Here is a 24,276-nt window from a genome sequence, read left to right as displayed (position 1 = left end):
GGGTGACGCATTCCCGTTATCGCGGCCCTTCGAGCATCAGCGCGGCGGTCGCCTTCGCGCTGCCGACGACGCCCGGAATGCCCGCGCCCGGATGCGTGCCGGCGCCGACGAAATACAGGTTCGGGATGTGGTCGTCGCGATTGTGCGCGCGGAAGAAGGCGCTCTGCGTCAGCACCGGCTCCAAGCTGAACGCGCTGCCCATGTGCGCGGACAGGTCGCGGGTGAAGTCGGCGGGGGTGTAGCTGAACTTGGTGACGATCCGGTCGTGGATGTCGGGGATCAGCCGGCGCCCGACCTCGTCGAGGATGCGCCGCTCGTACGTGTCCTTGATCGCATCCCAGTCGGCGGGGAACTTGCCCGCATGCGGCACGGGCGCGAGCGCGTAGAAGGTCGAGTGACCTTCCGGCGCCAGGCTCGGGTCGGTGACGGTGGGATGGTGGAGATAGAGGCTGAAATCCTCGCTCAGCACGCCATGGTCGTAGATGTCGGCAAGCAGCCCCTGATAGCGCGGACCGAACAGGATCATGTGGTGCGGGATTCCCGGCCACGTCCCCTTGATGCCGAAATGGACGACGAACAGCGAGGGCGAGAACTTCTTGCGCTCCAGCGACGCGGTCGTGCGCTTGGCGCTGCGCGAGCCTGCCAGCAGGTCCTTGTAGCTGTGCATCAGGTCGCCGTTCGACGCGACCGCATCGACGTCGAGATGCCAGCCGCTCGCGGTGGTGATGCCGGTCGCGCGGTCGCCCAGCGTGTCGATCGACACGACCGGATCGTTGAGCCGGATCGTGCCGCCCAGCCGCTCGAACTGGCGGACCATGCCCGCGACCAGCCGGTTGGTGCCGCCCTTGGCGAACCAGACGCCGCCGTCGCGCTCCAGCTTGTGGATCAGCGCATAGATGCTCGACGTCTTCATCGGGTTGCCGCCGACGAGGAGCGTGTGGAAGCTCAGGGCCTGGCGCAGCTTCTCGTTCTTCACGAAGCTGGCGACGATCGAATAGACCGAGCGCCACGCCTGGTACTTGGCGAGCGCGGGCGCCGCCTTCACCATCGAGCCGAAGTCGAGGAACGCGGTCGAGCCGAGCTTGACGTACCCCTCCTCGTACACGCCGCGCGAATAGTCGAGGAAACGGGCATAGCCCTCGATATCGCCGGGATCGAGCTTGGCGATCTCCCGCGCGAGCACGGCGTCGTCGTTGGTGTAGTCGAAGTTCGTCCCGTCTGCCCAGTTGAGGCGATAGAAAGGATTGACCGCGATCAGCTCGACATCGTCGGCCATGTCGTGGCCCGACAGCGCCCAGAGCTCCTGAAGCGCTTCGGGCGCGGTGATGACGGTCGGGCCGGCGTCGAAGGTGAAGCCGTCGCGCTCCCAATAATAAGCGCGCCCGCCGGGCTTGTCGCGCGCCTCGACGATCGTCGTCGCGACGCCCGCTGCCTGAAGGCGGATGGCGAGCGCCAACCCGCCGAACCCCGAACCGATGACCGCTGCGGTCTTCAAACGCGTGCCTCCCGAATGGCCGCGACCGCGCGACCGATGGGAACTGGCGGCTTGCCCGTCAGTACCCGTGCCTTGTCCAGAAACGTCGATTGCCCCGCATAGAAGCGGCCGATCAACCCGGCATCCAGCCGGTAGAAGCGCTCGAGCACGCGCCAGCGTTCCTCGGGCTCGGCCGCGCGGAACAGCATGGCGGTGAGCGTGCGATAGAAGCCGCGCGCCTTCCAGGCGGATGCGGCGAGGCCGTGAGTCAGCTCGTGCAGCGCCGCGCCCGAATAGTCCCGCGCGCGCGACAGCGTCGAGGCGGTGCGCACCGCATCGGGCAGCGAATAGCCGGTGAGCGGGTGGAACAGCCCGGCGCGCATCCCCGCCTTGGCCACCGCGCGCCCGCCCGAGAGCCAATAGGCCTCGAAATCGCCACCATAGACGACGGGCAGCGCGCCGCGCTCGGCCCGGGCCACCCGCTCGACGGTCCAGCCGCGCGCCGCGGCATAGGCGGCGATGCGCCCGTCGAGTGCGCGGTCGCCGATATCGGGCGTGTCGCTGTAATAGGTGTCCTCGACGAACATCCGGTCGGCAGCAAAGGGCAGGCAATAGACGAAGCGATAGCCGTCGATCTGCTCGACGCCGCCATCCATCACCATCGGCCGCGGCGCGGCGTGGGCCTGACCCAGCACCAGTTCCTGCCCGACGAATTTCTGCCAGCCGAGCGTCAGCAGCGAAAGGTCGCCGGGACCGCGGCAGTCGATGACGCCGTCCGCCTCGATCCGGTCGCCGTCGGCGAGCACGACCGCGGTGGGGCTGGCGCCCAGCACCTTGCGGCCGAGCATCAGCGCCTTCTCGGGCAGGCGCGCGCGGACGGTGCGGTCCAGCCGCGACGATTCGATCGAATTGTACCGCGCGTCGATCGTCCGCCGGTGGCCGGGGAAGACGACGTCGTAAGCATCCCAGCGGTGCGCGATCAGCGGCTCGACCAGCCAGCGATCGTCCTTCGCCACGTCGCCGTCGAAGAAGGACCAGAGGTGATTGCCGCCCACCGAACCCGCGGCGTCGATCAGCCGCACGTCGAGCCCAGGCCGCGTCTCGGCCAGCGCAAGCGCGATCAGCCCGCCGGCCAGCCCCGCGCCGACGATCGCAACATTGCACCGGTGGGTGGACGCCATCTTTTTCGCCTAGCGGGGAAAGCGGGGAGGGGGAAGGGGCGGGGCCGCTGCGGCTGACGCTTGTCACGGCCGAACTGGCCTAATATAGAAGCAATATTCTAATAATGGGAGGCGGGGATGGCGGGGCGGCGTGACTTCTTGAAGCTTGGGGCCGTGCCGGTCGCGGTGTCCGCTATCGGCACGCGGGCCCTGGGCGCAGCGGACGATCGTGTCGCCGCGTCGCAGGAGGCCGCCTGCGGCCAGCCGCTCCTTGAGTGGCCGCGCGGGATCGAGAACCAGCGCAAGGCCGACCTGGGCGATGGCCGTTTCCTCAATCCGATCCTTGCGGGCGACTATCCCGATCCCTCGGTGCTGAAGGACGGCGACGATTACTACATGACGCATTCGTCGTTCGACAATGCGCCAGGCCTGCTCATCTGGCATTCGCGCGATCTCGTGAACTGGCGACCGCTGAAGCCGGCGTTGGAGAAGCCGCTCGGCACCGGGTTCGCCGTCGACATCGCCAAGCATGACGGCCGCTATTTCATCTATATTCCCTTCATGCGCGCCCCCTGGTCCAAGGGGCTCGCCGACTTCGCCAACACCTTCGTCATTCATGCGCCCTCGATGGAGGGGCCTTGGAGCGAGCCGATCGACATGAGGATCGGCGGGCTTATCGATCCCGGCCATGTCGTCGGTGAGGACGGTCACCGCTATCTCTTCTTCAACGGCGGCAAGCGCGTGCGCCTGAGCGCCGACGGCTTGTCGACGTCGGGGTCGATTGAGGACGCCTACACCGCCTGGAAGTATCCGGACGACTGGATCACCGAAGCCTATGCACCGGAGGGACCCAAGCTGTTCCGGCGCGGCGAGTGGTTCTATCTCGTCAACGCGGTTGGCGGCACCGCCGGGCCGGCCACCGGCCACATGATCGTGGCGGCACGCTCGCGCTCGATCAACGGGCCTTGGGAGAACTGTCCGCACAACCCCATCCAGCGTACCCGCACCGCAGCCGAGCGCTGGTGGTCGCGCGGTCACGCAACCTGTGTCGAGGGGCCGGACGGCCGCTGGTTCATGGTCTATCACGGGTTCGAGAACGGTTATCAGTCGCTCGGCCGGCAGACCTTGCTCGAACCGATCGAATGGACCGCCGATGGCTGGTTCCGCGCGGTTGGCGGCGATCTGTCGAAGCCGCTTCGCAAGCCCGGCGGACGGGCGGTGCCGCACGGCCTTCCGCACAGCTCGTCCTTCGCGAAGGCGGACATGGGCCGGCTCTGGAGCCTGTATGCAACCGCCCCGGACGAAGCCGATCGGGCGTCGCGGCTGGAGCGCGGCGCCGTCGTCCTTCGGGGCAAGGGCAAGAGCCCGGCGGACGGCACGGTGCTGACGCAACAGGTCGGCGACCGCGCGTTCGAGGTGACGGTCGAGCTGGAACTCATCGGTGAGAGCGAGGGCGGGCTGCTCCTGTTCTTCAACGATCGCCTGTTCCTGGGCATGGGCATCGATGGCAAGCGGATGGTCAGCTATCGCGGCGGCAAGGTGTCGCACTGGCCCGAACCCGCCCCGCCTTCGCGCCGCATGCACATGCGCATCGTCAACGATCACCAGATCGTGACCTTCTACTACAGTCCCGATGGCAAGGCGTGGACCCGGCACGGCGTCCGCAGCCAGGTGACCGGCTACAACGCCAACACGATCGACGACCTGCTCAGCCTGCGTCCCGGCTTGTTCGCGGCGGGCGACGGTGAGGTGCGCTTCCGCGACTTCCGATACCGGGCGCTCTAATCGCCTTTCGAGCGGCACCGCGAACGCGTACAGGAGCCGGATGACCGCGCTTGCCGCCATTCTCCTGTCCGCCGCCGCCATGACGGTGATCGTCGGGGTGCGCTATCTCATCACCTCGGGCGCGTTCGCGCTGGCGACGCGGGCGACGCGGCCGGGGCTGTATGTCGGGCTCGACAAGCAGATCGTGCGGGAGATCAAGTGGAGCCTCGCCTCCGCCGCGATCTATGGCGTGCCGGCGGGCGTCGTTGCGTGGGGCTGGCGGGAGCATGGCTGGACGCAAATCTACGAGGATGTCGGCGCCTATCCGCTCTGGTACCTGCCGGTGTCGGTGTTCCTCTATCTGTTCGCGCACGACACCTGGTTCTACTGGACGCACCGCTGGATGCACCGGCCACGCGCGTTCAAGCTCGCCCACGCGGTCCACCACGCCAGCCGGCCGCCCACCGCCTGGGCGGCGATGGCGTTCCACCCGATCGAGGCGCTGACCGGCGCCGTGGTAATTCCGCTACTGGTCTTCGCGATTCCCATTCATGTCGGCGCACTGGGCTTGGTGCTGGCGATCATGACCGTTATGGGGGTGACCAACCACATGGGGTGGGAGGTGTTCCCGAAGTTCATGGTGGAGGGGCCGCTGGGCCGCTGGCTGATTACGGCCAGCCACCACCAGCGCCATCATGAGCGCTACGGGTGCAATTACGGACTATATTTCCGGTTCTGGGACCGGATGTGCGGGACCGATGACGGGCTGGGTAATTTTGAAGCGGCGGCTCGCCGCGCTCGCGCCGCTGGCGCTCTTGGTCGGCGCGTCGCCGGTCGCGACGCTCAAGGTTGACGTCGACGCGCTGCGCAATGCGCGCGGCGTCATCCGTCTCTGCCTGACCGCGGTGGCGAGCAACTTTCCGACGTGCGAGGACGATGCACGCGCGATCGCGCGGTCGGTGCCCGCGTCGATGCGCACCCTCGCCTATGAAGGGCTGCCGCCGGGCGGCTATGCCGTCGCGATCATCCATGACGAGAACGGCAACGGCAAGCTCGACACCTTTGCCGGGATCCCGCGGGAAGGCTTCGGTTTCTCGAACAATCCGCGCATCGCCTTCGGGCCGCCGCGCTTCAGTTCGGCGCGATTTACGCTGCAGCAGAGCGGGGACGAACAGCGCATTCGCATGCGCTACATGTTCTGACGGAGCTAAACGCGAACGTACACGTTTCGCGGCCGAACCGTTGGAGTTACTCGCCTTGCGATCCCTGTTTGCCGCCGCGCTCTGCCTCGTCGCCACGCCCGCCCTTGCGCAGGAGGCGGCGCCTGCGCCCGCCGACACGCCGCCCTCGACCGATCCGCGCGGCGACTTCGCCATTGTCGGCGTCGGTGTCGGCATCCTGCCGGATTACGAGGGCTCGGGCGATTACAGCGTCTCGCCCGTTCCCGCCGCGATCGGGCAGCTCGCCGGCTATCGCTTCACGCTGGCGGGCAACCGGCTGAGCGTCGACCTCATCAAGGACGGCTACGGGCCGACCTGGGACATCCAGGCGGGGCCGATCGGCGTCATCAACTTCAACCGGTCGAGCAACGACGCGATCGACAACCCGCAGGTCGCGCTGCTGGACGAGCGGAGCACCGCGATCGAGCTCGGCGGCTATGTCGGCATCGGCAAGACGGGCGTGCTGACCAGCGACTATGACCGGCTCTCGGCGACGATCAGCTATCGCTACGACGTGTCGGGCGTGCACGACAGCGGCATCCTGGCGCCGACCGTCACGTACACGACGCCGCTGTCGACCAAGGCGCTGGCGGGCATCTTCGCCTCGGCCGAATTCGTCGAGCGGGGTTATGGCCGCGCCTATTTCAGCGTCACCCCGACCGAGAGCGCGCGATCGGGCCTGCCCATCTATACCGCGGGCGGTGGGTTCAAGAACTGGGCGCTGGGCGCCGTCGCGATGCGGTCGCTGACGGGCGACCTGACCGGCGGGCTCCAGCTGGTCGGCGGTGTCGTCTATCGCAAGCTTTCGGGCGACTTCGCCGACTCGCCGATCACGCGGGTGGGTTCTGCCAATCAGTGGATCGGCGCGGTCGGGCTGGCGTACAGCTTCTGAAGAGATGTGCTCCCGCGCAGGCGGGAGCACGGCGTGCTTCCCCGTTCGTCCTGAGCTTGTCGAAGGGCGTGTTCGGAACACGTGCCTCGACAGGCTCAGCACGAACGGTTCAGGTCAGACGCTGGCCAGCGCCTGCTCGAAGTCGGCGATCAGGTCGTCGGCATCCTCGACGCCGATCGAGATGCGGACGAGGTTGTCGGTGATGCCGAGCGCCGCCTTGCGCGCATCGGGCACCGACAGATGCGTCATCGCCGCCGGCGCGGAGGCGAGCGTCTCCGTACCGCCCAGGCTGACCGCAAGCTTGGCGATCTTGAGCGCGTCGAGGAACGCGAACGCCTCCCGCTCGCCGCCCTTCAGGTAGAGCGAGAAGGTCGAGCCGGCACCGGTGCAATGGCGCGCATAGATGTCGGCCTGACGGTCATCCTTGAGGAAGCCGAGATAGCCGATCCGCTCGACCTTCGGATGGTCGCGAAGCCACTCGCACACCTTGGCGGCATTCTCACCCGCGCGGGTCATGCGCAGTTCCAGCGTCTCCAGGCTGCGGAGCAGCATCCAGGCGGTGTTGGGGTCCAGGATCGTCCCCAAAGTGTTCCGGATCGCGCGCACCATGTCCATGTGCTTGCGCGAGCCGAGCACGCCGCCCGCCACCAGGTCCGAATGGCCGCCGGCGTATTTGGTGAGGCTATAGACGACGAGGTCGGCGCCATGCTTCAGCGGCTGCTGCCACAGCGGCCCCAGGAAGGTGTTGTCGATCGCGATCGGCGGCTGCTCGTCCTCGCCGCCGAACACCGCGTCGCGCGCCGCCGCCACGGCCTCGACATCGACGAGGACGTTGGTGGGATTGGCGGGGCTCTCGAGATAGATGAGCGGGACGCGGCCCTTGCCCTTGGCGCGGCGGAGCACGTCCTCGATCTCCGACTGTTCGGCGCCCGCCGGGAAGTCGAGCCACTCGACGCCGAACTTGCCGAGCAGCCGCGCGATCATCGTCTCGGTCGCGGCGTAGAGCGGGCCCGAATGGACGATGACGTCGCCTGGCTGTACGAAGGCGAGGAACAGCGTACCGATCGCTGACATGCCCGACGAGAAGGTCAACGCATCCTCGGCATCCTCCCAGACGCCCAGCCGATCCTCCAGGATTTCCTGGTTGGGGCCGTTGAAGCGCGAATAGACGAGACCCTCGGCGCCGCCCGGGCGCTTGCCCGTCACGCCCTCGAAGTGCCGCTTGCCGGCCGCGGCATTGGGGAAGACGAAGGTCGAGGTGAGGAACACCGGCGGCTTGAGCGATCCCTCCGACAGCGCGGGGTCGAAGCCGTGACCCATCATCAGCGTCGCGGGCTTCAGGCGCCGGTTGCCGATCGTCTCGACGGGCGGCTTGGGGTTGCGGCGAGGCGTGGTGCCGGTCAGGTCGGCTTCGGTCTCGTCGGTCACGGCATCCTCCTTGGTATCGATTGATACCGTTCTAGCCGATCATGCCCGAAACTAAAGGGGCAGGCCGATCAGGCTGATCTGGCGCCCATAATCGGGCTCGCCGCGATGGGTGGCGCGGCGATAGCTGAAGAAACGCGCGTCGTCGGCATAGGTGTCGAGCCCAAGCGCCTCGACGCGGCCGATCCCGGCGGCGGCAAGGCGAGCGGCGACATAGCCCTCCAGGTCGAACTGGACATGCCCCTCTCGCCGGCCATCGGCGAAGAAGTGCTCGTTGGCGGGATCCTCGGCACAGAAGCGATCGGCAAAGGAGGCGTCGACCTCGTAGCTCGCACGCGCAATGCACGGGCCGACCGCGGCGGCGATGCGGTCGCGGCGGGCGCCGAGCGCTTCCATCGCGGCGAGCGTCGCGTCGGTGACGCCGCCGATCGCGCCCTTCCACCCGGCATGCGCAGCGCCGAGCACGCCCGCCTCGACATCGGCGAGCAGCACCGGTGCGCAATCGGCGGTGAGGACTCCCAGCAGCAGCCCCGGCGTGCGCGTCACCAGCGCGTCGGCCTTCGGTCGCTCGCCGGGGAAGGGCGCGTCGACGGTGACGACCTGGGGCGAATGGACCTGATGCACGGTGACGAGCGCGGCGCCGGGGAGCACCGCGGCGGCTGCGAGCTCGCGGTTGCGCGCCACCGCCTCGCGATCGTCGTCGGAGCCGGTGCCGACGTTGAGGCCGGCATGGATGCCCCGCGACACGCCGCCGCGCCGGCCGAGAAAGCCGTGCGCGACGCCGTCCAGCGCGCCCGCGCGGATGACCTCGACGTCGTCGCTCACAGCATCAGCCGCATGACCACGTCGTGGTCGCGGTGGTTGCCGACCATGAACACATAGTCGCCGACCCTCTCGAACCCCATCCGGTCGTAGAAGCGCCGGGCGCGGTGATTGTCGATATAGACGCTGAGGTAGAGCTCGGCCTGGCCGCTCGCGCGCGCCGCGTCGAGGGTCCAGTCCATCAGCCGCTTGCCGACGCCATCGCCGTGATGCGCGGATAGGACGTAGAGCTGATGGAGGCACGGCGCCTCGGCCGGCCAACCCTCGAAATAATTGGGACCGAGCTTGGCGAAGCCGACCGGCTGCCCCTCGATCGTCGCCAGGTGGACGCGATAGGTCGGGTCGGCGAGCTGGCGGGCATAGGCACCGGGCGACATCGCGGATTCGAGAAAGGCGTCGAGGTCGGCGGGGGCATAAAGCGGGCCGAACGTCTCGATGAAGCTCTGCTGCGCCATTGCCGACAGCGCCTCGGCATCGGCAGGGTGGGCGTCGCGATAGGCGATCATGAGCCAAATCCTTCGGGCGCCGGCCAGCCAGGGGCGGTGACGGCGATGACCTTGAACAGCGTGCCCATTTGGTCCGCGCCGGTCAGCCGCGCGCGATCGACCTCGATCGAAGCGGCGCGCTCCGGCGCGGCGGCGGCGAGCGCGGCGGCGCGGGAGCCGATGCCCAGGGCCTCCAGGAACGCGCCCTGGCCGACGGGGCCGTGGACGACGGCGCCCTCGGCGCGCGCTGCCTCTGCCAGCGTGCCGAAATCGACATGCGCGGTCAGGTCGTGCTCGCCGGGGTTCTCGAACGGATTGGCAAAGGCGTGCCCGCGCACCGCCTGGAACGTGTCGCCGATCGCGGGGCCGTCATAGCCGTAATCGACGACGATCGCTGCGCCGCCCTGTGCCACGATCCGCCGCGCGAGCGTGCGCATCACCGCGACGCTGGCGGGCGAGGTTTCGAGAACCGAGCCGTCGGGCGCGTCGCGAAGCTGCGGCGGGACGATCGGGTCGAAGACGGTGTTGCCCATCACCGGCAGGAACAGCGTGTCCTGGCACCCCACCAGCCGCTCGCGCCAGCCGTCCTGCGTCTTGACGAGCTGACGGATCGGCAGCGCGTCGAAGAATTCGTTGGCGACGACCAGCAGCGCGCCGTCCTCGGGCACGCTCATCAGCTCGAGATGCCATTCGGCCGAGGGCACCGCCGCCGCCTGTCGCTCGCGGAGGGCACCCGACGTCTCGATCAGGTGGACGGGCGGCGCGAGACCCACCGTCGCCATTGCCCGCAGCGCATCGGCGGCCAGCGTGCCGCGGCCGGGACCATATTCGACATAGCGCGCCGCCGGCTGGCCCGCGCGATGCCACAGGTCGGTGAGCGCGAGGCCGATCAGCTCGCCGAACATCTGGCTGACCTCCGGCGCGGTCGTGAAGTCCCCCCGCGCGCCCAGCGGATCCCGCGTGTCGTAATAATGCCCGTTCGCCGCCGCCATGTACTGCGACAGCGAGATCGGCCCGGCGAGCGTGATCGCGCGCGCCATCCGCTCGGGCAGCGGGCCGTCGTGGCCGATTGCGCTCACGTCAGGCGATGCTCTCGCCGACGATCGGCTCGACCCGGCGGCGACGCCCCTTCGACGTGGCGATCAGGAACAGCCCGCCCAGGATCATCGGCATGCACAGATACTGGCCCATGTTGAGGCCGGTCATGTCGTGGAGCCACATCAATTGCTCGTCCGCCTCTCGAAAGAACTCGACGAAGAAGCGCGCGGCGCCATAGCCGAGGAGGAAGATGCCGACGAGGCGGCCGGGATAATAGCGCGCGTTTGTGCGCCAGAAAAAGAAGGCGAGGACCAGGCCGAGCAGGATGCCCTCGAGCCCCGCTTCATAGAGCTGGCTCGGGTGGCGGGGCACGTCCATGCCGGTGCGCGGGAAGACGATCGCCCAGGGCACGTCGGTGGGGCGGCCCCAAAGCTCGCCATTCACGAAATTGGCGAGGCGGCCGAAGAACAACCCGAACGGCACGCAGCACGCGACGTAATCATGGACGCGCAGCCAGTCGAGCTTGTGCTTGCGCGCCATCAGGATGATCCCGAGCGTCACGCCGATGACGCCGCCATGGAACGACATGCCGCCGTCCCACAGCCGCAGGATGCTGAGCGGCTGGCCGAACAGGTCGGGGCGATAGAAGAGGATGTACCCCAGTCGCCCGCCCGCGATGATGCCGATCGTCGCATAGAAGACGAGGTCGTCGGCATGGCGCCGCGCCATCGGCGCACCCGGCCGGTCGATCAGCTTCAAGAGGTAGAACCAGCCGAGCAGGATGCCCGCGATATAGGCGAGCGAATACCATTTGAGCTGGAAGAAGCCGAGGTCGAGCGCCACGGGATCGAGGCCCAGCGTCCGATAGTCGAGATAACCGCCGGCAGCGGCAAGCGTGGTCAGGAGCAAGCGGCGGTTCCTCGCGTTGGCGTGCGAGGGGTGCTTTAGGGGGATCGGGGCGGTGTGTCAGCCCGCGTTCACGTGCCCGCGCCGACGCGCGCATCCCAGCCGAGCATCGCAAGCTCGGCGACCGCTTCCAGCTCGTCGCCCCGGGCGCCGTCGCGCGCCAGGATCGACATGCCGCCCTGCACGGTCTGGACGAACCGGGCGAGCGCGGGCAGGTCGACGGTGTCCGCGAACTCGCCCTCGTCCTTGCCGCGGCGCAGGCGATCGTGAAGCCGCTCGAAGCTTCCCTGACGTGCGGTCCGAAGCAGGTCGCACAAACCGCCATGCTCGGCGCCGTCCACCGTCGACAAAGTCACCATGCAGCCGCGCGGAATGTCCGCGACCGCCCCGGTCAGCGCCGCCGCCGAGTCGAACAGAAACGCCTCGATCGCGCCGCGCGCCGTCGGAGCGGCGAAGAACCGCTTCCACACGAACGCCTCGTTGCTGCGGACATAATGGTCGAGCGCCTCGGCGAACAGCGCCTCCTTCGATCCGAACGCGGCATAGAGGCTGGGCGAGCCGATCCCCATCGCGGCGGTCAGGTCGGTGATCGAGGTCGCGTCGAAGCCCTTCTGCCAGAACAGCAACGTCGCCGCTTGCAGCGCCGCCGCACGATCGAACGCGCGGGGGCGGCCGCGTGCCCGCGTTCCGGCGGTTTCGTCAGGGGCGGCAGATTTCTGCATCGATCGATACATAATGCCATTGACATTCGCCCGCAAGCATCCGAGCTATTGTGTGTCGATCACTACAAAAACAGGAACTCACGATGAATCTCTCAGGAAAGCGCGCGTTGGTTACGGGTGCGTCGCGTGGCATTGGGGCGGCGATCGCGATCGCGCTGGCGGAGCAGGGCGCGGACGTCGCAATCACCTATGCCCGCTCGCCGGAGCGCGCCGACGAGGTGGTGCGCGCGATCGAGGCGGCGGGCCGCAAGGGCGTCGCGATCCAGGCCGACAGCGTCGATCCCGCCGCGATCCGCCGCTCCGTCGACACCGCGGCCGAGCAGCTGGGCGGGCTCGACATCGTCGTCAACAATGCGGCGATCGCGATCTACAATCCGATTGCCGACTTCGCGGTCGAGGACATCGACGCGTTGCTTGCGGTCAACGTCCGCGGCCCGATCCTGGCGGCGCAGGCGGCGATCCCGCATTTGTCCGCGGGCGGGCGGATCATCAACATCGGATCGGCAGGCGCCGAGCGTATCGTCGGCTCGCCGGGCACGGTCTATTACATGACCAAGTCCGCGCTCCAATCCTTCACCCGCGGCCTGGCGCAGGAGCTGGGCGGCCGCGACATCACCGTCAATCTCGTCCAGCCGGGATCGACCAACACCGAGATGAACCCGGAGACGGGCGAATTTGCCGACTTCCAGCGCAGCCTGATCCCGCTTGGCCGCTATGGCCAGCCGGCCGACGTCGCCGCGGCGGTCGCGTTCCTGGCGAGCCCGGCGGCGCGGCAGATCACCGGCACGGCGCTGACTGTCGACGGCGGCGCGCTGACCTGATGCCAGAGGCGTGGCCCCGGGGCGTGACCGCCGGGGCCGCGTCAAACCTCTCCCAGCAACCCTTTCGCCTCGTCGCCGACCCAGTCCATCGCGCCCGACACCCGCCAGACTTCCTTGCCGTCCTTGTCGTAAAGGATCGTCGTCGGCAGGTTGACGCCCATGCCGGTGGTGAACCGCAGCTCGGGTTCGCTCCAGGGCTCGATCGTCTTGAAGCCGGCCTTCTGGAAATAGGGAACGACCTTGGCCGGACCGTCCAGGTCCTGGGCGATCGTCAGCACCTCGATCCGGCCGCTCTCGCGCTTGGCGAGTGCCTCCAGCGTCGGCATTTCCTTGACGCAGGGTGCGCACCAGGTGGCCCACAGGTTCACCAGCACCGGCTTGCCCTTATAGTCGGCGATCGTCTTCTTGACGCCTTCGGGATCGGCGAAGGGGAAGGTGGGGGCGGCTTCGCCCTTGTGGCTGCGGTCGACCTTGCCGCCGGTCGGTGCGGCTGCGGCGGACTCGTTTGCGGCGAGGGCGCCGTTCGCTTGCCCGTCCGCGGGGGTTTGCGTATCGCACGCGCCGACCATCGCGGCGAGCGGGAGAAGAACCATTAGCGAGCGCAAGGACAGCTCCAATCAGATGTGGGGCGGGCGGTTCGCCGAAGGCCCCTCGTCGGTGATGCGCGAGATTAACGCCTCGATCCCGTTCGACAAGCGCATGTGGCGCCAGGACATCGCCGCGTCCAAGGCGCACGCTGCGATGCTGGGCGCACAGGGCATCGTCGCGCAGGACGATGTCGCCGCGATCCTGGGCGGGCTGGATGCGGTCGCCGCCGACTATGCCGCGACCGGGCCGGCGGACGACCTGGTGCTCGAGGACATCCACATGCAGTCCGAAGCGCGGCTGGCCGAGAAGATCGGCGCCGCCGCCGGCCGGCTCCACACCGCACGCAGCCGCAACGATCAGGTTGCGACGGACTTCCGCCTGTGGACCCGCGACGCGATCGACGAGGTGCTGGCGGCGCTCGCCGGCCTTCAGGGCGCGCTCCTCAACCGCGCGGAGCAGCACGCGGCCGACGTGATGCCGGGCTTCACGCACCTGCAATCTGCGCAACCGGTGACGCTGGGCCACCACCTGATGGCCTATCACGCGATGCTGTCGCGCGACGTCAGCCGCTTTGCCGATGCGCGCGCACGGATGAACGAAAGCCCGCTCGGCTCCGCGGCGCTTGCGGGCACGGGCTTTCCGATCGATCGCGAGGCGACGGCCGCGGCGCTCGGCTTCGACCGGCCGATGGGCAATTCGCTCGACGGGGTCAGCGACCGTGACTTCGCGCTCGATTACCTGACCGCGGCGACGCAATGCGCGCTGCACCTCAGCCGGCTGGCCGAGGAGTTCGTGCTGTGGGCGTCGCAGCCCTTCGGCTTCGTGGCGCTCAGCGATCAATGGTCGACGGGCAGCTCGATCATGCCGCAGAAGCGCAATCCAGACGCGGCCGAGCTGGTGCGCGGCCATGCCGGGCGCATCCTGGGCTGCATGACCAGCCTGATGGTGACGATGAAGGGCCTGCCGCTGGCGTACTCAAAGGACATGCAGGACGACAAGCCGCCGGTGTTCGAGGCGCACGACCTGATCGGCCTGTGCCTCGCGGCGATGACGGGGATGGTGGAGAGCGCGACGTTCCGCACCGACCGCATGCGCGCCGTCGCCGATGCGGGCTTCGCCACCGCCACCGACCTGGCCGACTGGCTGGTGCGCGAGGCGGGGCTGCCGTTCCGCGAGGCGCATCACGTCACCGGCCGCGTCGTGGCGCGGGCGGAGGCGCTGGGCGTAAAGCTGGAGGCCATGCCGATCGAGGAACTGACCGCGATCGACGCGCGGATCACCCCGGCGGTGTTCGACGTGCTGTCGATCGACGCCTCCGTTGCCAGCCGGCGCAGCTTTGGCGGCACCGCGCCTAGCCAAGTGCGCGAGGCCATTGCCGCGGCGCGCCGTGCGAGCGAGAAGGCCTGATGCGCGCGCTGATCCTCCCCGTCCTGATTCTCGCGCTCGCCGGCTGCGGCGCGCGGGGCAAGCTGAAGCTGCCGGAGGGCGAGACGCCGCCGCCCGCGCCCTATGGCGCCGCGGCGACGCCGACCCCCGACGACCTCACCGCGCCGACGACGCAGCAGCGGCCGCAGCGCAGCGACGAGCTGCTCCGCCAGTCGGAAGAGCGGCCCAACGATCCCTTCCAGTTGCCGCCGCAGCGCTGATGGATCACTTTCAGCACAAGGACGGCGTGCTCCACGTCGAGGGCGTCTCTGCCGAGGTCATCGCCGCGACCGTCGGCACGCCGGTCTATCTTTATTCGCGCGCGACGCTCGAACGGCATGCGCAGGTGTTCCGCGACGCGCTGGCGAACGTGCCGCGCACGCACGTCGCCTATGCGGTGAAGGCCAATCCCAATCTTGCCGTGCTGCGCGTGCTCGCCAAGGCGGGGTACGGCGCGGACGTGGTGTCGGGTGGCGAGATGGCGCGGGCGGTCGCGGCGGGGATGGCGCCGGGCGACATCGTCTTTTCCGGCGTCGGCAAGACGCGGGACGAGCTTCTGCAAGGCCTGGAGACCGGCATCGGCCAGTTCAACCTGGAGCTTGAGGAAGAGGGCCATGTCCTCGCCGCGCTGGCGGCGGAGCGCGGGCTGACCGCGCCGGCGGTGCTGCGCGTCAACCCCGACGTCGATGCCGGCACCCATGCCAAGATCACGACCGGCCGCGCGGGCAACAAGTTCGGCGTCGCGATCGACGAGGCGCCCGGCATCTTCGCGCGGCTGGAGGGCAAGCCCGGCATCGCGCTGCGCGGCCTGGCGGTGCATATCGGCAGCCAGCTCGGCGACCTTGCCCCGCTCGAGGCTGCGTATGTCCGGGTCGGCGAGATGGTGCGGACGCTGCGCGCGGCCGGGCACCCGATCACGCATGTCGACCTGGGCGGCGGCCTCGGCGTCCCCTATCGCCCCGGCGAGACGATGCCGTCGCCCGCCGCGTTCGGCGAGATGGTCGCGCGCGTGACCGCGGGCTGGGACGTGACGCTGATGTTCGAGCCGGGCCGGGTGATCGCGGGCAATGCCGGCGTGCTGCTGACCCGCGTCGTCTGGGTCAAGCCGACGCCGGGCGGCGACCCCTGGGTGATCGTCGATGCGGCGATGAACGACCTCGCCCGGCCGGCGCTGTACGATGCCTGGCACGACTTCGTCGCGGTGCGGCCGACGGGCGAGCGGATCGTGGCGAACATCGCGGGGCCGGTCTGCGAAAGCGGCGATACGTTCGCGCGGTCGCGGGAGATCGACGCGGTGGCGGCGGGCGATCTGGCCGTGTTCCGCACCGCCGGCGCCTACGGCGCGACGATGGCGAGCACCTACAACAGCCGCGCGCGCGTGCCGGAGGTGCTGGTCGACGGCGACCGCTATGCGATCGTCTCCGACCGCATCGACCCCGCCCAGCAGATGGCGGGCGAGCGCGTCCCCGACTGGCTCTGATGCGGGAGACGGGCCTGCCGATCGTCGTCAGGCTCGACGGCAAGCCCGTCATCCTGCTGGGCGAGGGGGAGGCGGCAGACGCCAAGCGGCGGCTGCTCGAACGCGCGGGCGCGATGCCGGTCGAGGATCATCCCAACGCGCGGCTCGCCATCGTCGCGTTGGAGGACGAAGCGGACGCAGTGGAAGCGGCAATGCGGTTGAAGGCGCGCGGCCTGCTCGTCAACGTCGTCGACCGGCCGGCGCTGTGCGACTTCACGCTGCCGGCGATCGTCGATCGGTCACCGGTGCTGGTCGCGGTGGCGACGGGCGGCGCGTCGGCGGGGCTGGCGGCGGCGCTGCGTCAGCGGATCGAGGCGTGGCTGCCGGCAGGCGTCGGATCGCTCGCGAGTGCGCTGTCGGCCGCGCGCGGCGCGATGCGGACGCGGTTTCCCGAAGGACGCGCGCGGCGGACGGCGCTGGCGAGCGCGCTGGCGCCCGGCGGCGTGCTCGATCCGTTGGGCGGCGCCGATGCGGACGCGGTGGTGCGCTGGCTTGCCGACCCGGCAGCGGGGGCGGGCGATCGCGTCGAGCGGATCGTGCTGACCTCGGCCGACCCGGACAACCTGACGCTGCGGGCGGCGCGATTGCTCGCCGATGCCGACCGCGTTTGTCACCGGCGCGATGTGCCGGCCGCGATCCTGTCGCGCGCGCGGGCGGATGCCGAGCGGGTGGCGTGCGACGCGGTTCAGCCGGGGCCGGGGCTCACGGTCGATTTAACGATGGCCGCCGATCCTTCGTCACCCCGGACTTGATCCGGGGTCCCGCTTTCTCAGGGACGTAGAAGAAGAAGCGGGATCCCGGATCAAGTTCGGGATGACGCCAGGCTTCTCAAGCCGCGATGTCGTATGGCTTGATCTCACCCGCGAGATAGAGGTTGCGCGCCTTGGCCCGGCTGAGCTTGCCCGAGCTGGTGCGCGGCAGCGTGCGCGGGGGCACGAGCTCGACGACGCAGTTCATGCCCGTCACCGACCGGACCCGCTCGCGGATCTCGTCGCGCAGGCGGCTGCGCTCGGCATCGTCGCTGGTGCGGCACTGGACGAGGACGGCGGGCGTCTCCTCGCCGCCCGGGGTGGTGATCGCGAAGGCGGCGATGTCGCCCGCCTTGAAGCCCGGCAGCTGCTCGACCGCCCACTCGATATCCTGCGGCCAGTGGTTGCGGCCGTTGACGATGATCATGTCCTTGGCCCGGCCGACGATGTAGACATAGCCGTCCGACAAATAGCCCATGTCGCCGGTATCGAGCCAGCCGTCCTTCATGCACGCATCGGTCGAGGCCTGGTCGCGGAAGTATCCGACCATGACACTGGGACCGCGGCACCACACCTTGCCGATCGCCTTGTCGGGAAGCGGCGTGCCGTCCTCCTCGCGGATCTCGACTTCCATGTCGCGCACGGGCCGGCCGCAATTGACGATCGCACGATAACGCTGCGGGCGCCCGCCCTCGGCCGAGATGCCGGAAAGCTGCGTCTCCTCGACCAGCTCGACGACGATGCCCTCGCCCGGCGGCATGATCGAGACGGCCAGCGTCGCTTCGGCAAGGCCATAGCTCGGCAGGAAGGCCGACGCCTTGAACCCCGCATCGGCAAAGGCGTCGACGAACTTCTGCATGACGTCGGGACGGATCATGTCCGCGCCGTTCCCCGCGACGCGCCAGCGCGACAGGTCGAAGCGGTCGCTCGCCTTGGTCTGGCTCGACATGCGCCGCGCGCAGATGTCGTAGCCGAATGTCGGCGAATAGCTGAGCGTCGTGCCCGGATTGCGGCTGATGAGGTCGAGCCAGGCGAGCGGCCGGCGCGCGAAATCCTCGGTCTTGAGGTAATCGACCGACACCTGGTTGGCGATCGGCGACAGGAAGCAGCCGACCAGCCCCATGTCATGGTACCAGGGCAGCCACGAAATGCAGCGATCGCTGTCGATCAGCGCCATGCCGTGCGCGTGCGCGGCCAGGTTGTTGAGCAGCGCATGGTGGGTGATCGCGACGCCGTGGGGGAAGCGGGTCGAGCCGCTGGAATATTGGAGATAGGCGATGTCGTCACCCTTGGCCGGGGGCAGATCGACCGGCACCGCGTCGGCGGCGATGAACGTTTCCCAGGCGAGGCCCTCGACATGGGTGCGCTCGGCCGCGGCGCCTGCCATCGCGGCGAGCTCCTCGGGATAGAGGAACAGGCGCGGGTCGCAGCTCGACAGCTGGACTGTCAATTGGTCGATATAGCTGTCGCGCCCGCCGAAGCTCGTCGGCAGCGGCAGCGGCACCGGCCAGGCGCCGGCATAGACGGTGCCGAAGAACAGCGACGCGAACTCAGGCCCCGTTTCGGCGACCAGCGCCACGCGCTCGCCCGGCTTCACGCCGAGCGCGAGCAGGCGATAGGCCTGCGCGATCGCATCCTCGCGCAGCTCGGAATAGGGATAGGCGCGCAGGAGCGTGCCGCGCGCATCGTGGAAGTTCAGGCCGCGCGATCCCGTCGCGGCGAAGTCGAGCGCTTCGCCCAGCGTCCCGAAATCGGAGAAGCGGCGCGCGAGCGTGCAGTCGCTCGGCGTGGCGTTCAAGGTCTCGGCGGCGGCACTGGTCACGAATGGCGATCCCGGATTGTTGTCACTTCAGCGCTCTCCCTTACCAAAGCGCCGCTGTTTGTCCGCGCGGAAAGGGCGCAGCGTTCACCGGTCGCACGGCCTCGCGTTCAAATTCGACCGCTAGTGTGGCACAAACATGGCCGATGCGCCCACGCAAGTCCCCGCCGCCGCCCCTCGACGCCGCAAAGCTAGAGCGGTTGGCGCTTCGCTATGTCGAGCGATATGCGACGACGCGTGGCCGGCTGACCGATTACCTGTCGCGGAAACTGCGTGAACGCGGCTGGGACAGCGATGGCGCGCCCGCGGTCGAGCCGCTGGTCGAGCGCTTTGCCGAGCTCGGTTATGTCGACGATCGCGCCTGGGGGGAGGCGAGGGCGGCGGCGATGGCGCGGCGCGGCCTCGGCACGCGGCGGGTCCGACAGGCGCTGGGGGCGGCCGGCGTGCGCGGCGAGGATGCCGAGGCGATCGAGGCGGAATCGGCCGACGCGGCGCTGGCCAGCGCGGTCGCCTTTGCCCGTCGCAAGCGCATCGGTGCCTTTGCCGCGGTGCCGCCGGCCGATCGCGCGGCGGTCGAGCGGCAAGTCGCGCAACTGGTGCGCGCCGGTCATGATCTTGCGTTGGCGCGCCGCATCGTGCGGACGACTGCCGACGACCTTGCGCCGATGTCCCGTTCCGACGAATTACTTGACGACGAGACGCGACTCATTCGTTCGCTTTCCTGAAATGCTGTGATAAGCTTTCGCCTCGGGGGTACAATAAACATGCGTAGCGATCCGCAGCGACGGGTGGAGGATTTCGAGGCGCCGGCTTTTCTGTCGGGGGGCATCATGACCGAACGCGAAGTCGACGACCGCATCTATGCCGGTACGGTGAAGTGGTTCGACGTGACGCGCGGATTCGGTTTCCTCGTCGCCGACGATGCCGATGCGGGCGACATCCTCGTCCATTTTTCCGTGCTTCAGGAGCATGGCCGCCGCAGCCTGCCCGAGGGCGCGCGCGTCCAGTGCCATGTGCTCCAGCGGCCGCGTGGACTCCAGGCGCGCGAGATCGTGTCGATCGACCTCACCGACGCGATCGAGCCGCCGCCGCCGCGCGGACCGGAGCGGGCGGAACGCGCGCGGCTGATCGACGATGCCGGGCCGTTCGAGCCCGTCAGCGTCAAATGGTTCAACCGGCTCAAGGGCTATGGCTTCGTCGTGCGCGCCGGCGCGCCCGGCGACGTGTTCGTGCACATGGAGACGCTGCGCCGCGCGGGCGTGGAGGAAGTCGAACCCGACCAGCCGCTGATGGCGCGCATCGTCGAGGGCGAGAAGGGGCCGCTTGCGGTCGCGATCGAAAAGCCCGAGTAACGGCCGCATGGTATCGCGCACCCTGTCCCTGGCGCTCGCCGCCGGGCTCTTCGCCCTGTCCGCCTGCTCCGGCGGCAACGCGTCCGGCATCCAGCTGACCGAAGAGGAACAGGCCAAGGGGATCATCCCCGTCACGGTGACGACCAAATCCGGCCGTCACGTCTTCAAGGCCGAACCCGCCAAGACCCCGGCCGAGCAGCAGCGCGGGCTGATGTTCCGCACCGACCTGACCGAGACGTCGGCGATGCTGTTCTGGCCCTATCCGGCCGAAGGTGGCGGCCCGCGTGAAGCGAGCTTCTGGATGAAGGACACGCCGACCGCGCTCGACATCATCTTCATCCGTCCGGACGGCACCATCGCCCGCATCGGCCGCGGCGAGCCGTTCGACGAATCGCCGGTCGCCTCGGGCGAGCCGGTCGGCGCGGTGCTGGAGGTGAAGGCGGGCGTCGCGGCGGCGACGGGCATGGCCGAGGGCGACAAGGTGACCTGGCCGCAGGCGAAGTGAGCCGGCGCCGGGCAGGCGTTATCGGCCCGGCTCCACATAGGGCTTCACCGGCGCCGCCCCGCCCTCAGGCGTCGGCAGCGCGCGCTGCCCCTCGACCCAGACCTTCTCGCCATTGACCCAGGTTTCGAGGACGCGCGTCAGGCGTAGCTCGGCAGGCGCGGCCATCGTCGGGTCGCGATCGACGATGACGAAGTCGGCGCGCATGCCTGGCGCGATCCGGCCGAGCCTGGTTTCCGCGAAGCCCGCATAGGCCGCGTCGATGGTGAAGGCGCGCCACGCCGCCTCGCGCGTCAGCGCTTCCTCGGGGCGCCAGCCGCCGAACGGCTGTCCGTCCGCGTCCTGGCGGGTGAAGCCCGCGGCCCAGCCGGCGAAGGGATTGGGGCTCTCGACCGGGAAGTCCGATCCGAATGCCACCCGCGCGCCCGTCGCCGCGATCGACTTCCAAGCATAGGCGCCCGCCAGCCGCTGCGGCCCCAGCCGCGCTTCGGCCATCGTCCGGTCGCTGGTCTGGTGGACCGGCTGCATCGAGGCGACGACGCCGTTCCGCCCGAAGCGCGGCAGATCGGCCGGATCGACGATCTGCGCATGCTCGATCCGCCAGCGGCGGTCGCCCTTGTAGCTCGACGAGAGCTCCTCGATCGCGCCCAGCACCTCGGCATTGGCGCGGTCGCCGATCGCATGGACCGCGAGCTGAAAACCGTCCATCGCCCCGCGGCTCATCTGGTTGAGGAGCTGCGTGTCGTTCTGGAGCGGCAGCCCGGTCTGTCCCGCCGCGTCGGCATAGGGCGCCTTCAGCCAAGCCCCGCGCGACCCCAAAGCGCCGTCGAGATAGAGCTTGATCCCGCCCATCCGCAGGCGGTCCTCGTAGAGCCACGGGGTCGGGCCGCTGATCCCCACGCGCACCGCCGTCTCGACCGAGTTGGCATAGCTCATGATGTGGATGCGCAAGAGGTTGCGATCCCCCATGAAGCGATAGGTGAGCCAGTCGTCCAGGCTGGTTCCCATGTCCGCGGTCGCGGTGATGCCGCTCGCCAGCAGAATGCGCTGCGCTTCCAGGAACGCGGCATTGCGCTCGCGCGGGGGCGGGGCGGGTACCGCCTTCGCCACCAGCTGCATCGCCGCATCGACGAAGACGCCGCTGGGGGCGCCGTTCGGTCCCTTCTCGATCCGGCCGCCGGTCGGCGCGGTGGTCTTGGCGGTGATCCCCGCCGCCTTCATCGCCGCCGAGTTCGCCCAGGCGGCATGGCCGTCGACGCGGTCGAGCCAGACGGGCTTGCCCGGCACGATCGCGTCGAGCTCGGCCGCGGTCGGAAAGCGGCCGAGGCCCCATTTCTCCTGGTTCCAGCCGCCGCCGGTGATCCACGGCCGGTTGGGATTGGCCGCGGCATAAGCGGCGATCTTGGCCTTGGCCTCCTCGAACGACCTGGTGTCGGACAGGTCGAGCGACAGCGCCTTGAAGCCCAGCTCCATGAAATGGCCGTGCGCGTCGATCATGCCGGGGATCGCCACGCGCCCCTTCATGTCCTGTCGCCAGTCGAGCTTTTCGGGCCGTTTGTCCTTGCGCCCCAGCACGCGGGTGATCGTGCCGCTCTTGTCGATCAGGATGCCGGTGAAGCGCTGTGGCCGGCCCTGTTCGTCCAGCGTCACGCCGTCGACATTGTCGATCAGCCCGTCGGCAAGCGCGGGCGCCGCCAGGAGCGAGGCCGCGAGGAGGAGCGCGGTGCGGACGATCCGGTTGGAAAGCTTCATGCGCTTGCCATATGGCGGGGCAGGCGATTTGGCGAGGGCGCGATGCGGACGGTGACGATGCTGGGCACGGCGATGATGCTGGCGGCGTGCGGCGGCGCCCCCGAACAGCCCGCGGCCACGAGCGCGAATGCGCAAGGCCAGGCGCCGGTGCCGCCCACCCCACCATCGCCGCCGGCGGCCGCCGCAAAGGCGAGCAAGACGACGATCAAGAACGACAGCTACAGCTTCGACTATACCTATCCGGCCAAGGCGGCGGCGATCGCGCCGCTCGCCCGCTGGCTGGACGGGCAGCGTGAGGAAATGAAGGTCGAGCTCGACAAGGATACCGCCGAGTTCCGCGCGGAGGCCAAGGCGGGCGACTTCCCCTTCCGCGCCTATGAATCGACGGTCGCGTGGAAGGTCGTGACCGACACGCCGCGCCTGCTCAGCCTGTCGGCCGAAACTTGGGCCTATACCGGCGGGGCGCATGGCAGCCCGGGCTATGACGCGGTGGTGTGGGACAAGGCGGCGGGCGAGCGGCTGAAGCCCACCGACCTGTTCACCTCCACCGACGCGATCCAGACCGCGATCGGCACCGCCTTCTGCGCCGAAATCGATAAGCAGCGCGAGGAGCGGCGCGGCGAGCCGGTGGTCCGCGCCGACGACAGCTTCAACGCCTGTCCCAAGGTCGATGAGGCGACGCTGATTCTGGGATCGACCGACCGGCAGATGATCGACCGGGTCGGGCTGCTGGTCGGTCCCTATGTGGCGGGCCCCTATGCGGAGGGGGTGTTCGAGGTGACTCTGCCGGTCACGCCCGCGCTGCTGAGTGCGGTAAAGCCGGCGTACCGCGACCTCTTCCGCGCGCGGTGACTCTCGGGCAGCGCAATCCACTCACGTCATCCCGGACTTGATCCGGGATCCCGCTTGTTCTTCCTGTGTGCGGAGAAGCGGGACCCCGGATCAAGTCCGGGGTGACGGTGATTTTCGTGTTTCGGCTTACTTCGGCAGCCGGGTCACCAGCGCGCTCGTGTCCATTCGCCCGCCGCCGGCCTGTTGCACTTCGGCATAGAATTGATCGACCAGCGCCGTCATCGGCAGGAGCGCGCCGTTGCGCTTGGCCTCGTCGAGCGTGAGGCCCAGATCCTTGCGCATCCAGTCGATCGCAAAGCCGAAGTCGAACTCGTCCTTGGCCATGGTCGGCCAGCGATTGACCATCTGCCAGCTCTGCGCCGCGCCGCCCGAGATCGCCTCCAGCACCTTGTCGAGATCGAGGTCGGAGGCCTGGGCGAAGCGCAGCGCCTCCGCCACGCCCTGAAGCACGCCGGCGATGCAGATCTGGTTGACCATCTTGGTCGTCTGACCCGCGCCCGCCGCGCCGACATGGACGATTCGCGCCGAATAGGCCTCCATCAGCGGCCGCGCCGCCGCCACCGCTTCGTCGCTGCCGCCGCACATGACGGACAGCTTGCCGTTCTCGGCGCCCGCCTGTCCGCCCGACACCGGTGCATCGACGACCATCGCGCGGGCCGCCGCCAGTTCGCGCGCGATCGCGGCGGAGACGGTGGTGTGGTCGACGAACACCGCTGCCTCGTCCATCGCCGCGAAGCAGCCGTCCGTCCCCAGCGTCACCTGACGCAGGTCGTCGTCGTTTCCGACGCACGCGAACACCGCCGCCGCGCCCTTGGCGGCTTCGGCGGGCGTGTCGGCCACCGTCCCGCCATGCTTTTCCGCCCAGGCCTCCGCCTTGGCGCGCGTCCGGTTGAAGCCGACGACATCGTGCCCCGCCTTTGCCAGATGCCCCGCCATCGGCGCGCCCATGACGCCCAGACCCAGAAATGCGACCTTTGCCATGGCCAAGC

The 24,276-nt window shown here is 69.1% G+C and carries 25 protein-coding genes; 13 read left to right on the top strand and 12 right to left on the bottom strand.

Going from position 1 to position 24,276, the window contains the following annotated elements; all coding sequences use genetic code 11:
- Positions 1 to 16 precede the first annotated feature (16 nt).
- Both RS883_RS00245 and crtY read right to left on the bottom strand, forming a co-directional pair.
- A complete protein-coding gene (locus tag RS883_RS00245; RefSeq protein WP_315761529.1) occupies positions 17 to 1,495 on the bottom strand; it encodes a phytoene desaturase in 1,479 nt (492 codons plus the stop codon).
- On the bottom strand, positions 1,492 to 2,655 hold the full coding sequence (gene crtY, locus RS883_RS00240) for a lycopene beta-cyclase CrtY (protein ID WP_315761527.1): 1,164 nt from the start codon (positions 2,653 to 2,655) through the stop codon (positions 1,492 to 1,494). Before crtY ends, RS883_RS00245 begins: the two co-directional genes overlap by 4 nt.
- A gap of 117 nt (positions 2,656 to 2,772) precedes the next feature.
- Between crtY and RS883_RS00235 the strand changes: the two genes are divergently transcribed.
- From RS883_RS00235 to RS883_RS00220, 4 genes are read left to right on the top strand one after another with little or no spacing between them, the layout of a single operon-like run.
- Positions 2,773 to 4,419: a family 43 glycosylhydrolase gene (locus RS883_RS00235; RefSeq protein ID WP_409977365.1), complete on the top strand. Its 1,647-nt coding sequence runs from the start codon at positions 2,773 to 2,775 to the stop codon at positions 4,417 to 4,419.
- A 40-nt stretch (positions 4,420 to 4,459) separates the two neighbouring features.
- The gene (locus tag RS883_RS00230; protein ID WP_315761523.1) at positions 4,460 to 5,251 is read left to right on the top strand and encodes a sterol desaturase family protein; all 792 of its coding nucleotides are present in this window, start codon (positions 4,460 to 4,462) and stop codon (positions 5,249 to 5,251) included.
- Positions 5,214 to 5,600, top strand: a complete 387-nt coding sequence (locus RS883_RS00225; RefSeq protein ID WP_315761521.1) for a DUF2141 domain-containing protein — start codon at positions 5,214 to 5,216, stop codon at positions 5,598 to 5,600. Before RS883_RS00230 ends, RS883_RS00225 begins: the two co-directional genes overlap by 38 nt.
- A gap of 55 nt (positions 5,601 to 5,655) precedes the next feature.
- Positions 5,656 to 6,510 (top strand): MipA/OmpV family protein, encoded by an 855-nt coding sequence (locus tag RS883_RS00220; protein ID WP_315761519.1) that lies wholly within the window; start codon positions 5,656 to 5,658, stop codon positions 6,508 to 6,510.
- 114 nt (positions 6,511 to 6,624) lie between these two features.
- Here RS883_RS00220 and RS883_RS00215 read toward each other — a convergent pair whose 3' ends face one another.
- The 6 genes from RS883_RS00215 to RS883_RS00190 all read right to left on the bottom strand — a co-directional run bounded on the left by RS883_RS00215 (position 6,625) and on the right by RS883_RS00190 (position 11,908).
- On the bottom strand, positions 6,625 to 7,938 hold the full coding sequence (locus RS883_RS00215) for a cystathionine gamma-synthase family protein (RefSeq protein ID WP_315761517.1): 1,314 nt from the start codon (positions 7,936 to 7,938) through the stop codon (positions 6,625 to 6,627).
- 51 nt (positions 7,939 to 7,989) lie between these two features.
- Positions 7,990 to 8,760 (bottom strand): peptidoglycan editing factor PgeF, encoded by a 771-nt coding sequence (gene pgeF, locus RS883_RS00210; protein WP_315761515.1) that lies wholly within the window; start codon positions 8,758 to 8,760, stop codon positions 7,990 to 7,992.
- Entirely contained in the window at positions 8,757 to 9,263 is a 507-nt protein-coding gene (locus RS883_RS00205) for a GNAT family N-acetyltransferase (protein WP_315761513.1), read from the bottom strand. The genes pgeF and RS883_RS00205 overlap by 4 nt, the downstream gene beginning before the upstream one ends.
- Complete coding sequence (locus RS883_RS00200) at positions 9,260 to 10,282, bottom strand: class I SAM-dependent methyltransferase (protein ID WP_315765202.1); 1,023 nt, start codon at positions 10,280 to 10,282, stop codon at positions 9,260 to 9,262. The genes RS883_RS00205 and RS883_RS00200 overlap by 4 nt, the downstream gene beginning before the upstream one ends.
- 40 nt (positions 10,283 to 10,322) lie before the next feature.
- Positions 10,323 to 11,189 carry a prolipoprotein diacylglyceryl transferase gene (gene lgt, locus RS883_RS00195; RefSeq protein ID WP_315761511.1) on the bottom strand — a complete coding sequence of 289 codons (867 nt, stop codon included), beginning with the start codon at positions 11,187 to 11,189 and terminating at the stop codon, positions 10,323 to 10,325.
- Positions 11,190 to 11,257: 68 nt separating this feature from the next.
- Positions 11,258 to 11,908: a TetR/AcrR family transcriptional regulator gene (locus RS883_RS00190; protein ID WP_315761509.1), complete on the bottom strand. Its 651-nt coding sequence runs from the start codon at positions 11,906 to 11,908 to the stop codon at positions 11,258 to 11,260.
- A gap of 83 nt (positions 11,909 to 11,991) precedes the next feature.
- On the opposite strand from RS883_RS00190, the gene RS883_RS00185 reads away from it, so the two are divergent.
- Positions 11,992 to 12,729 (top strand): SDR family NAD(P)-dependent oxidoreductase, encoded by a 738-nt coding sequence (locus tag RS883_RS00185; protein WP_315761507.1) that lies wholly within the window; start codon positions 11,992 to 11,994, stop codon positions 12,727 to 12,729.
- A 41-nt stretch (positions 12,730 to 12,770) separates the two neighbouring features.
- Here RS883_RS00185 and RS883_RS00180 read toward each other — a convergent pair whose 3' ends face one another.
- A complete protein-coding gene (locus tag RS883_RS00180) occupies positions 12,771 to 13,322 on the bottom strand; it encodes a TlpA disulfide reductase family protein (protein WP_315761505.1) in 552 nt (183 codons plus the stop codon).
- Between the two features lie 28 nt (positions 13,323 to 13,350).
- Between RS883_RS00180 and argH the strand changes: the two genes are divergently transcribed.
- From argH to RS883_RS00160, 4 genes are read left to right on the top strand one after another with little or no spacing between them, the layout of a single operon-like run.
- Entirely contained in the window at positions 13,351 to 14,724 is a 1,374-nt protein-coding gene (gene argH / locus RS883_RS00175) for an argininosuccinate lyase (RefSeq protein ID WP_315761503.1), read from the top strand.
- Positions 14,724 to 14,963 (top strand): hypothetical protein, encoded by a 240-nt coding sequence (locus RS883_RS00170; RefSeq protein WP_315761501.1) that lies wholly within the window; start codon positions 14,724 to 14,726, stop codon positions 14,961 to 14,963. Before argH ends, RS883_RS00170 begins: the two co-directional genes overlap by 1 nt.
- On the top strand, positions 14,963 to 16,222 hold the full coding sequence (gene lysA, locus RS883_RS00165) for a diaminopimelate decarboxylase (protein WP_315761499.1): 1,260 nt from the start codon (positions 14,963 to 14,965) through the stop codon (positions 16,220 to 16,222). Before RS883_RS00170 ends, lysA begins: the two co-directional genes overlap by 1 nt.
- Entirely contained in the window at positions 16,222 to 17,013 is a 792-nt protein-coding gene (locus tag RS883_RS00160; RefSeq protein ID WP_315761497.1) for a precorrin-2 dehydrogenase/sirohydrochlorin ferrochelatase family protein, read from the top strand. Before lysA ends, RS883_RS00160 begins: the two co-directional genes overlap by 1 nt.
- 76 nt (positions 17,014 to 17,089) lie before the next feature.
- Here RS883_RS00160 and RS883_RS00155 read toward each other — a convergent pair whose 3' ends face one another.
- Complete coding sequence (locus tag RS883_RS00155; protein ID WP_315761495.1) at positions 17,090 to 18,832, bottom strand: fatty acyl-AMP ligase; 1,743 nt, start codon at positions 18,830 to 18,832, stop codon at positions 17,090 to 17,092.
- A gap of 143 nt (positions 18,833 to 18,975) precedes the next feature.
- Here RS883_RS00155 and RS883_RS00150 point away from each other — a divergent pair, with 143 nt between their 5' ends.
- The 3 genes from RS883_RS00150 (at position 18,976) to RS883_RS00140 (ending at position 20,686) form a co-directional block, all read left to right on the top strand.
- On the top strand, positions 18,976 to 19,554 hold the full coding sequence (locus tag RS883_RS00150) for a regulatory protein RecX (protein WP_315761493.1): 579 nt from the start codon (positions 18,976 to 18,978) through the stop codon (positions 19,552 to 19,554).
- Between the two features lie 105 nt (positions 19,555 to 19,659).
- Positions 19,660 to 20,181: a cold-shock protein gene (locus tag RS883_RS00145; RefSeq protein ID WP_315761492.1), complete on the top strand. Its 522-nt coding sequence runs from the start codon at positions 19,660 to 19,662 to the stop codon at positions 20,179 to 20,181.
- A 7-nt stretch (positions 20,182 to 20,188) separates the two neighbouring features.
- Positions 20,189 to 20,686 carry a DUF192 domain-containing protein gene (locus RS883_RS00140; protein ID WP_315761490.1) on the top strand — a complete coding sequence of 166 codons (498 nt, stop codon included), beginning with the start codon at positions 20,189 to 20,191 and terminating at the stop codon, positions 20,684 to 20,686.
- A gap of 18 nt (positions 20,687 to 20,704) precedes the next feature.
- Here the strand turns inward: RS883_RS00140 and RS883_RS00135 are convergent, their stop codons facing one another.
- Entirely contained in the window at positions 20,705 to 22,435 is a 1,731-nt protein-coding gene (locus RS883_RS00135) for an amidohydrolase (protein WP_315761488.1), read from the bottom strand.
- Between the two features lie 42 nt (positions 22,436 to 22,477).
- On the opposite strand from RS883_RS00135, the gene RS883_RS00130 reads away from it, so the two are divergent.
- Complete coding sequence (locus RS883_RS00130) at positions 22,478 to 23,287, top strand: DUF3298 and DUF4163 domain-containing protein (protein ID WP_315761486.1); 810 nt, start codon at positions 22,478 to 22,480, stop codon at positions 23,285 to 23,287.
- Positions 23,288 to 23,413: 126 nt separating this feature from the next.
- On the opposite strand, the gene RS883_RS00125 is transcribed toward RS883_RS00130, so the two are convergent.
- Entirely contained in the window at positions 23,414 to 24,268 is an 855-nt protein-coding gene (locus RS883_RS00125) for an NAD(P)-dependent oxidoreductase (protein WP_315761484.1), read from the bottom strand.
- Positions 24,269 to 24,276: the final 8 nt, after the last annotated feature.

This window comes from Sphingomonas sp. Y38-1Y, from assembly GCF_032391395.1.
Lineage (GTDB): Bacteria > Pseudomonadota > Alphaproteobacteria > Sphingomonadales > Sphingomonadaceae > Sphingomonas.
The sequence above is the reverse complement of the archived record's forward strand: the minus strand, read 5'-3'. Positions and strand labels throughout refer to the sequence as shown.

What these genes read in the sequence shown, in the direction of transcription:
- RS883_RS00170 (WP_315761501.1), top strand. Translation starts at nt 14,724, where the DNA reads ATGCGCGCGCTGATCCTCCCCGTCCTGATTCTCGCGCTCGCCGGCTGC.
- RS883_RS00185 (WP_315761507.1), top strand. Translation starts at nt 11,992, where the DNA reads ATGAATCTCTCAGGAAAGCGCGCGTTGGTTACGGGTGCGTCGCGTGGC.
- RS883_RS00230 (WP_315761523.1), top strand. Translation starts at nt 4,460, where the DNA reads ATGACCGCGCTTGCCGCCATTCTCCTGTCCGCCGCCGCCATGACGGTG.
- RS883_RS00145 (WP_315761492.1), top strand. Translation starts at nt 19,660, where the DNA reads ATGACCGAACGCGAAGTCGACGACCGCATCTATGCCGGTACGGTGAAG.
- RS883_RS00235 (WP_409977365.1), top strand. Translation starts at nt 2,773, where the DNA reads ATGGCGGGGCGGCGTGACTTCTTGAAGCTTGGGGCCGTGCCGGTCGCG.
- RS883_RS00190 (WP_315761509.1), bottom strand. Translation starts at nt 11,908, where the DNA reads ATGCAGAAATCTGCCGCCCCTGACGAAACCGCCGGAACGCGGGCACGC.
- RS883_RS00205 (WP_315761513.1), bottom strand. Translation starts at nt 9,263, where the DNA reads ATGATCGCCTATCGCGACGCCCACCCTGCCGATGCCGAGGCGCTGTCG.
- RS883_RS00200 (WP_315765202.1), bottom strand. Translation starts at nt 10,282, where the DNA reads ATGGCGCGCGCGATCACGCTCGCCGGGCCGATCTCGCTGTCGCAGTAC.
- RS883_RS00160 (WP_315761497.1), top strand. Translation starts at nt 16,222, where the DNA reads ATGCGGGAGACGGGCCTGCCGATCGTCGTCAGGCTCGACGGCAAGCCC.
- argH (WP_315761503.1), top strand. Translation starts at nt 13,351, where the DNA reads ATGTGGGGCGGGCGGTTCGCCGAAGGCCCCTCGTCGGTGATGCGCGAG.
- RS883_RS00150 (WP_315761493.1), top strand. Translation starts at nt 18,976, where the DNA reads ATGCGCCCACGCAAGTCCCCGCCGCCGCCCCTCGACGCCGCAAAGCTA.
- RS883_RS00125 (WP_315761484.1), bottom strand. Translation starts at nt 24,268, where the DNA reads ATGGCAAAGGTCGCATTTCTGGGTCTGGGCGTCATGGGCGCGCCGATG.
- RS883_RS00180 (WP_315761505.1), bottom strand. Translation starts at nt 13,322, where the DNA reads ATGGTTCTTCTCCCGCTCGCCGCGATGGTCGGCGCGTGCGATACGCAA.
- crtY (WP_315761527.1), bottom strand. Translation starts at nt 2,655, where the DNA reads ATGGCGTCCACCCACCGGTGCAATGTTGCGATCGTCGGCGCGGGGCTG.
- lysA (WP_315761499.1), top strand. Translation starts at nt 14,963, where the DNA reads ATGGATCACTTTCAGCACAAGGACGGCGTGCTCCACGTCGAGGGCGTC.
- RS883_RS00140 (WP_315761490.1), top strand. Translation starts at nt 20,189, where the DNA reads ATGGTATCGCGCACCCTGTCCCTGGCGCTCGCCGCCGGGCTCTTCGCC.
- RS883_RS00135 (WP_315761488.1), bottom strand. Translation starts at nt 22,435, where the DNA reads ATGAAGCTTTCCAACCGGATCGTCCGCACCGCGCTCCTCCTCGCGGCC.
- RS883_RS00130 (WP_315761486.1), top strand. Translation starts at nt 22,478, where the DNA reads ATGCGGACGGTGACGATGCTGGGCACGGCGATGATGCTGGCGGCGTGC.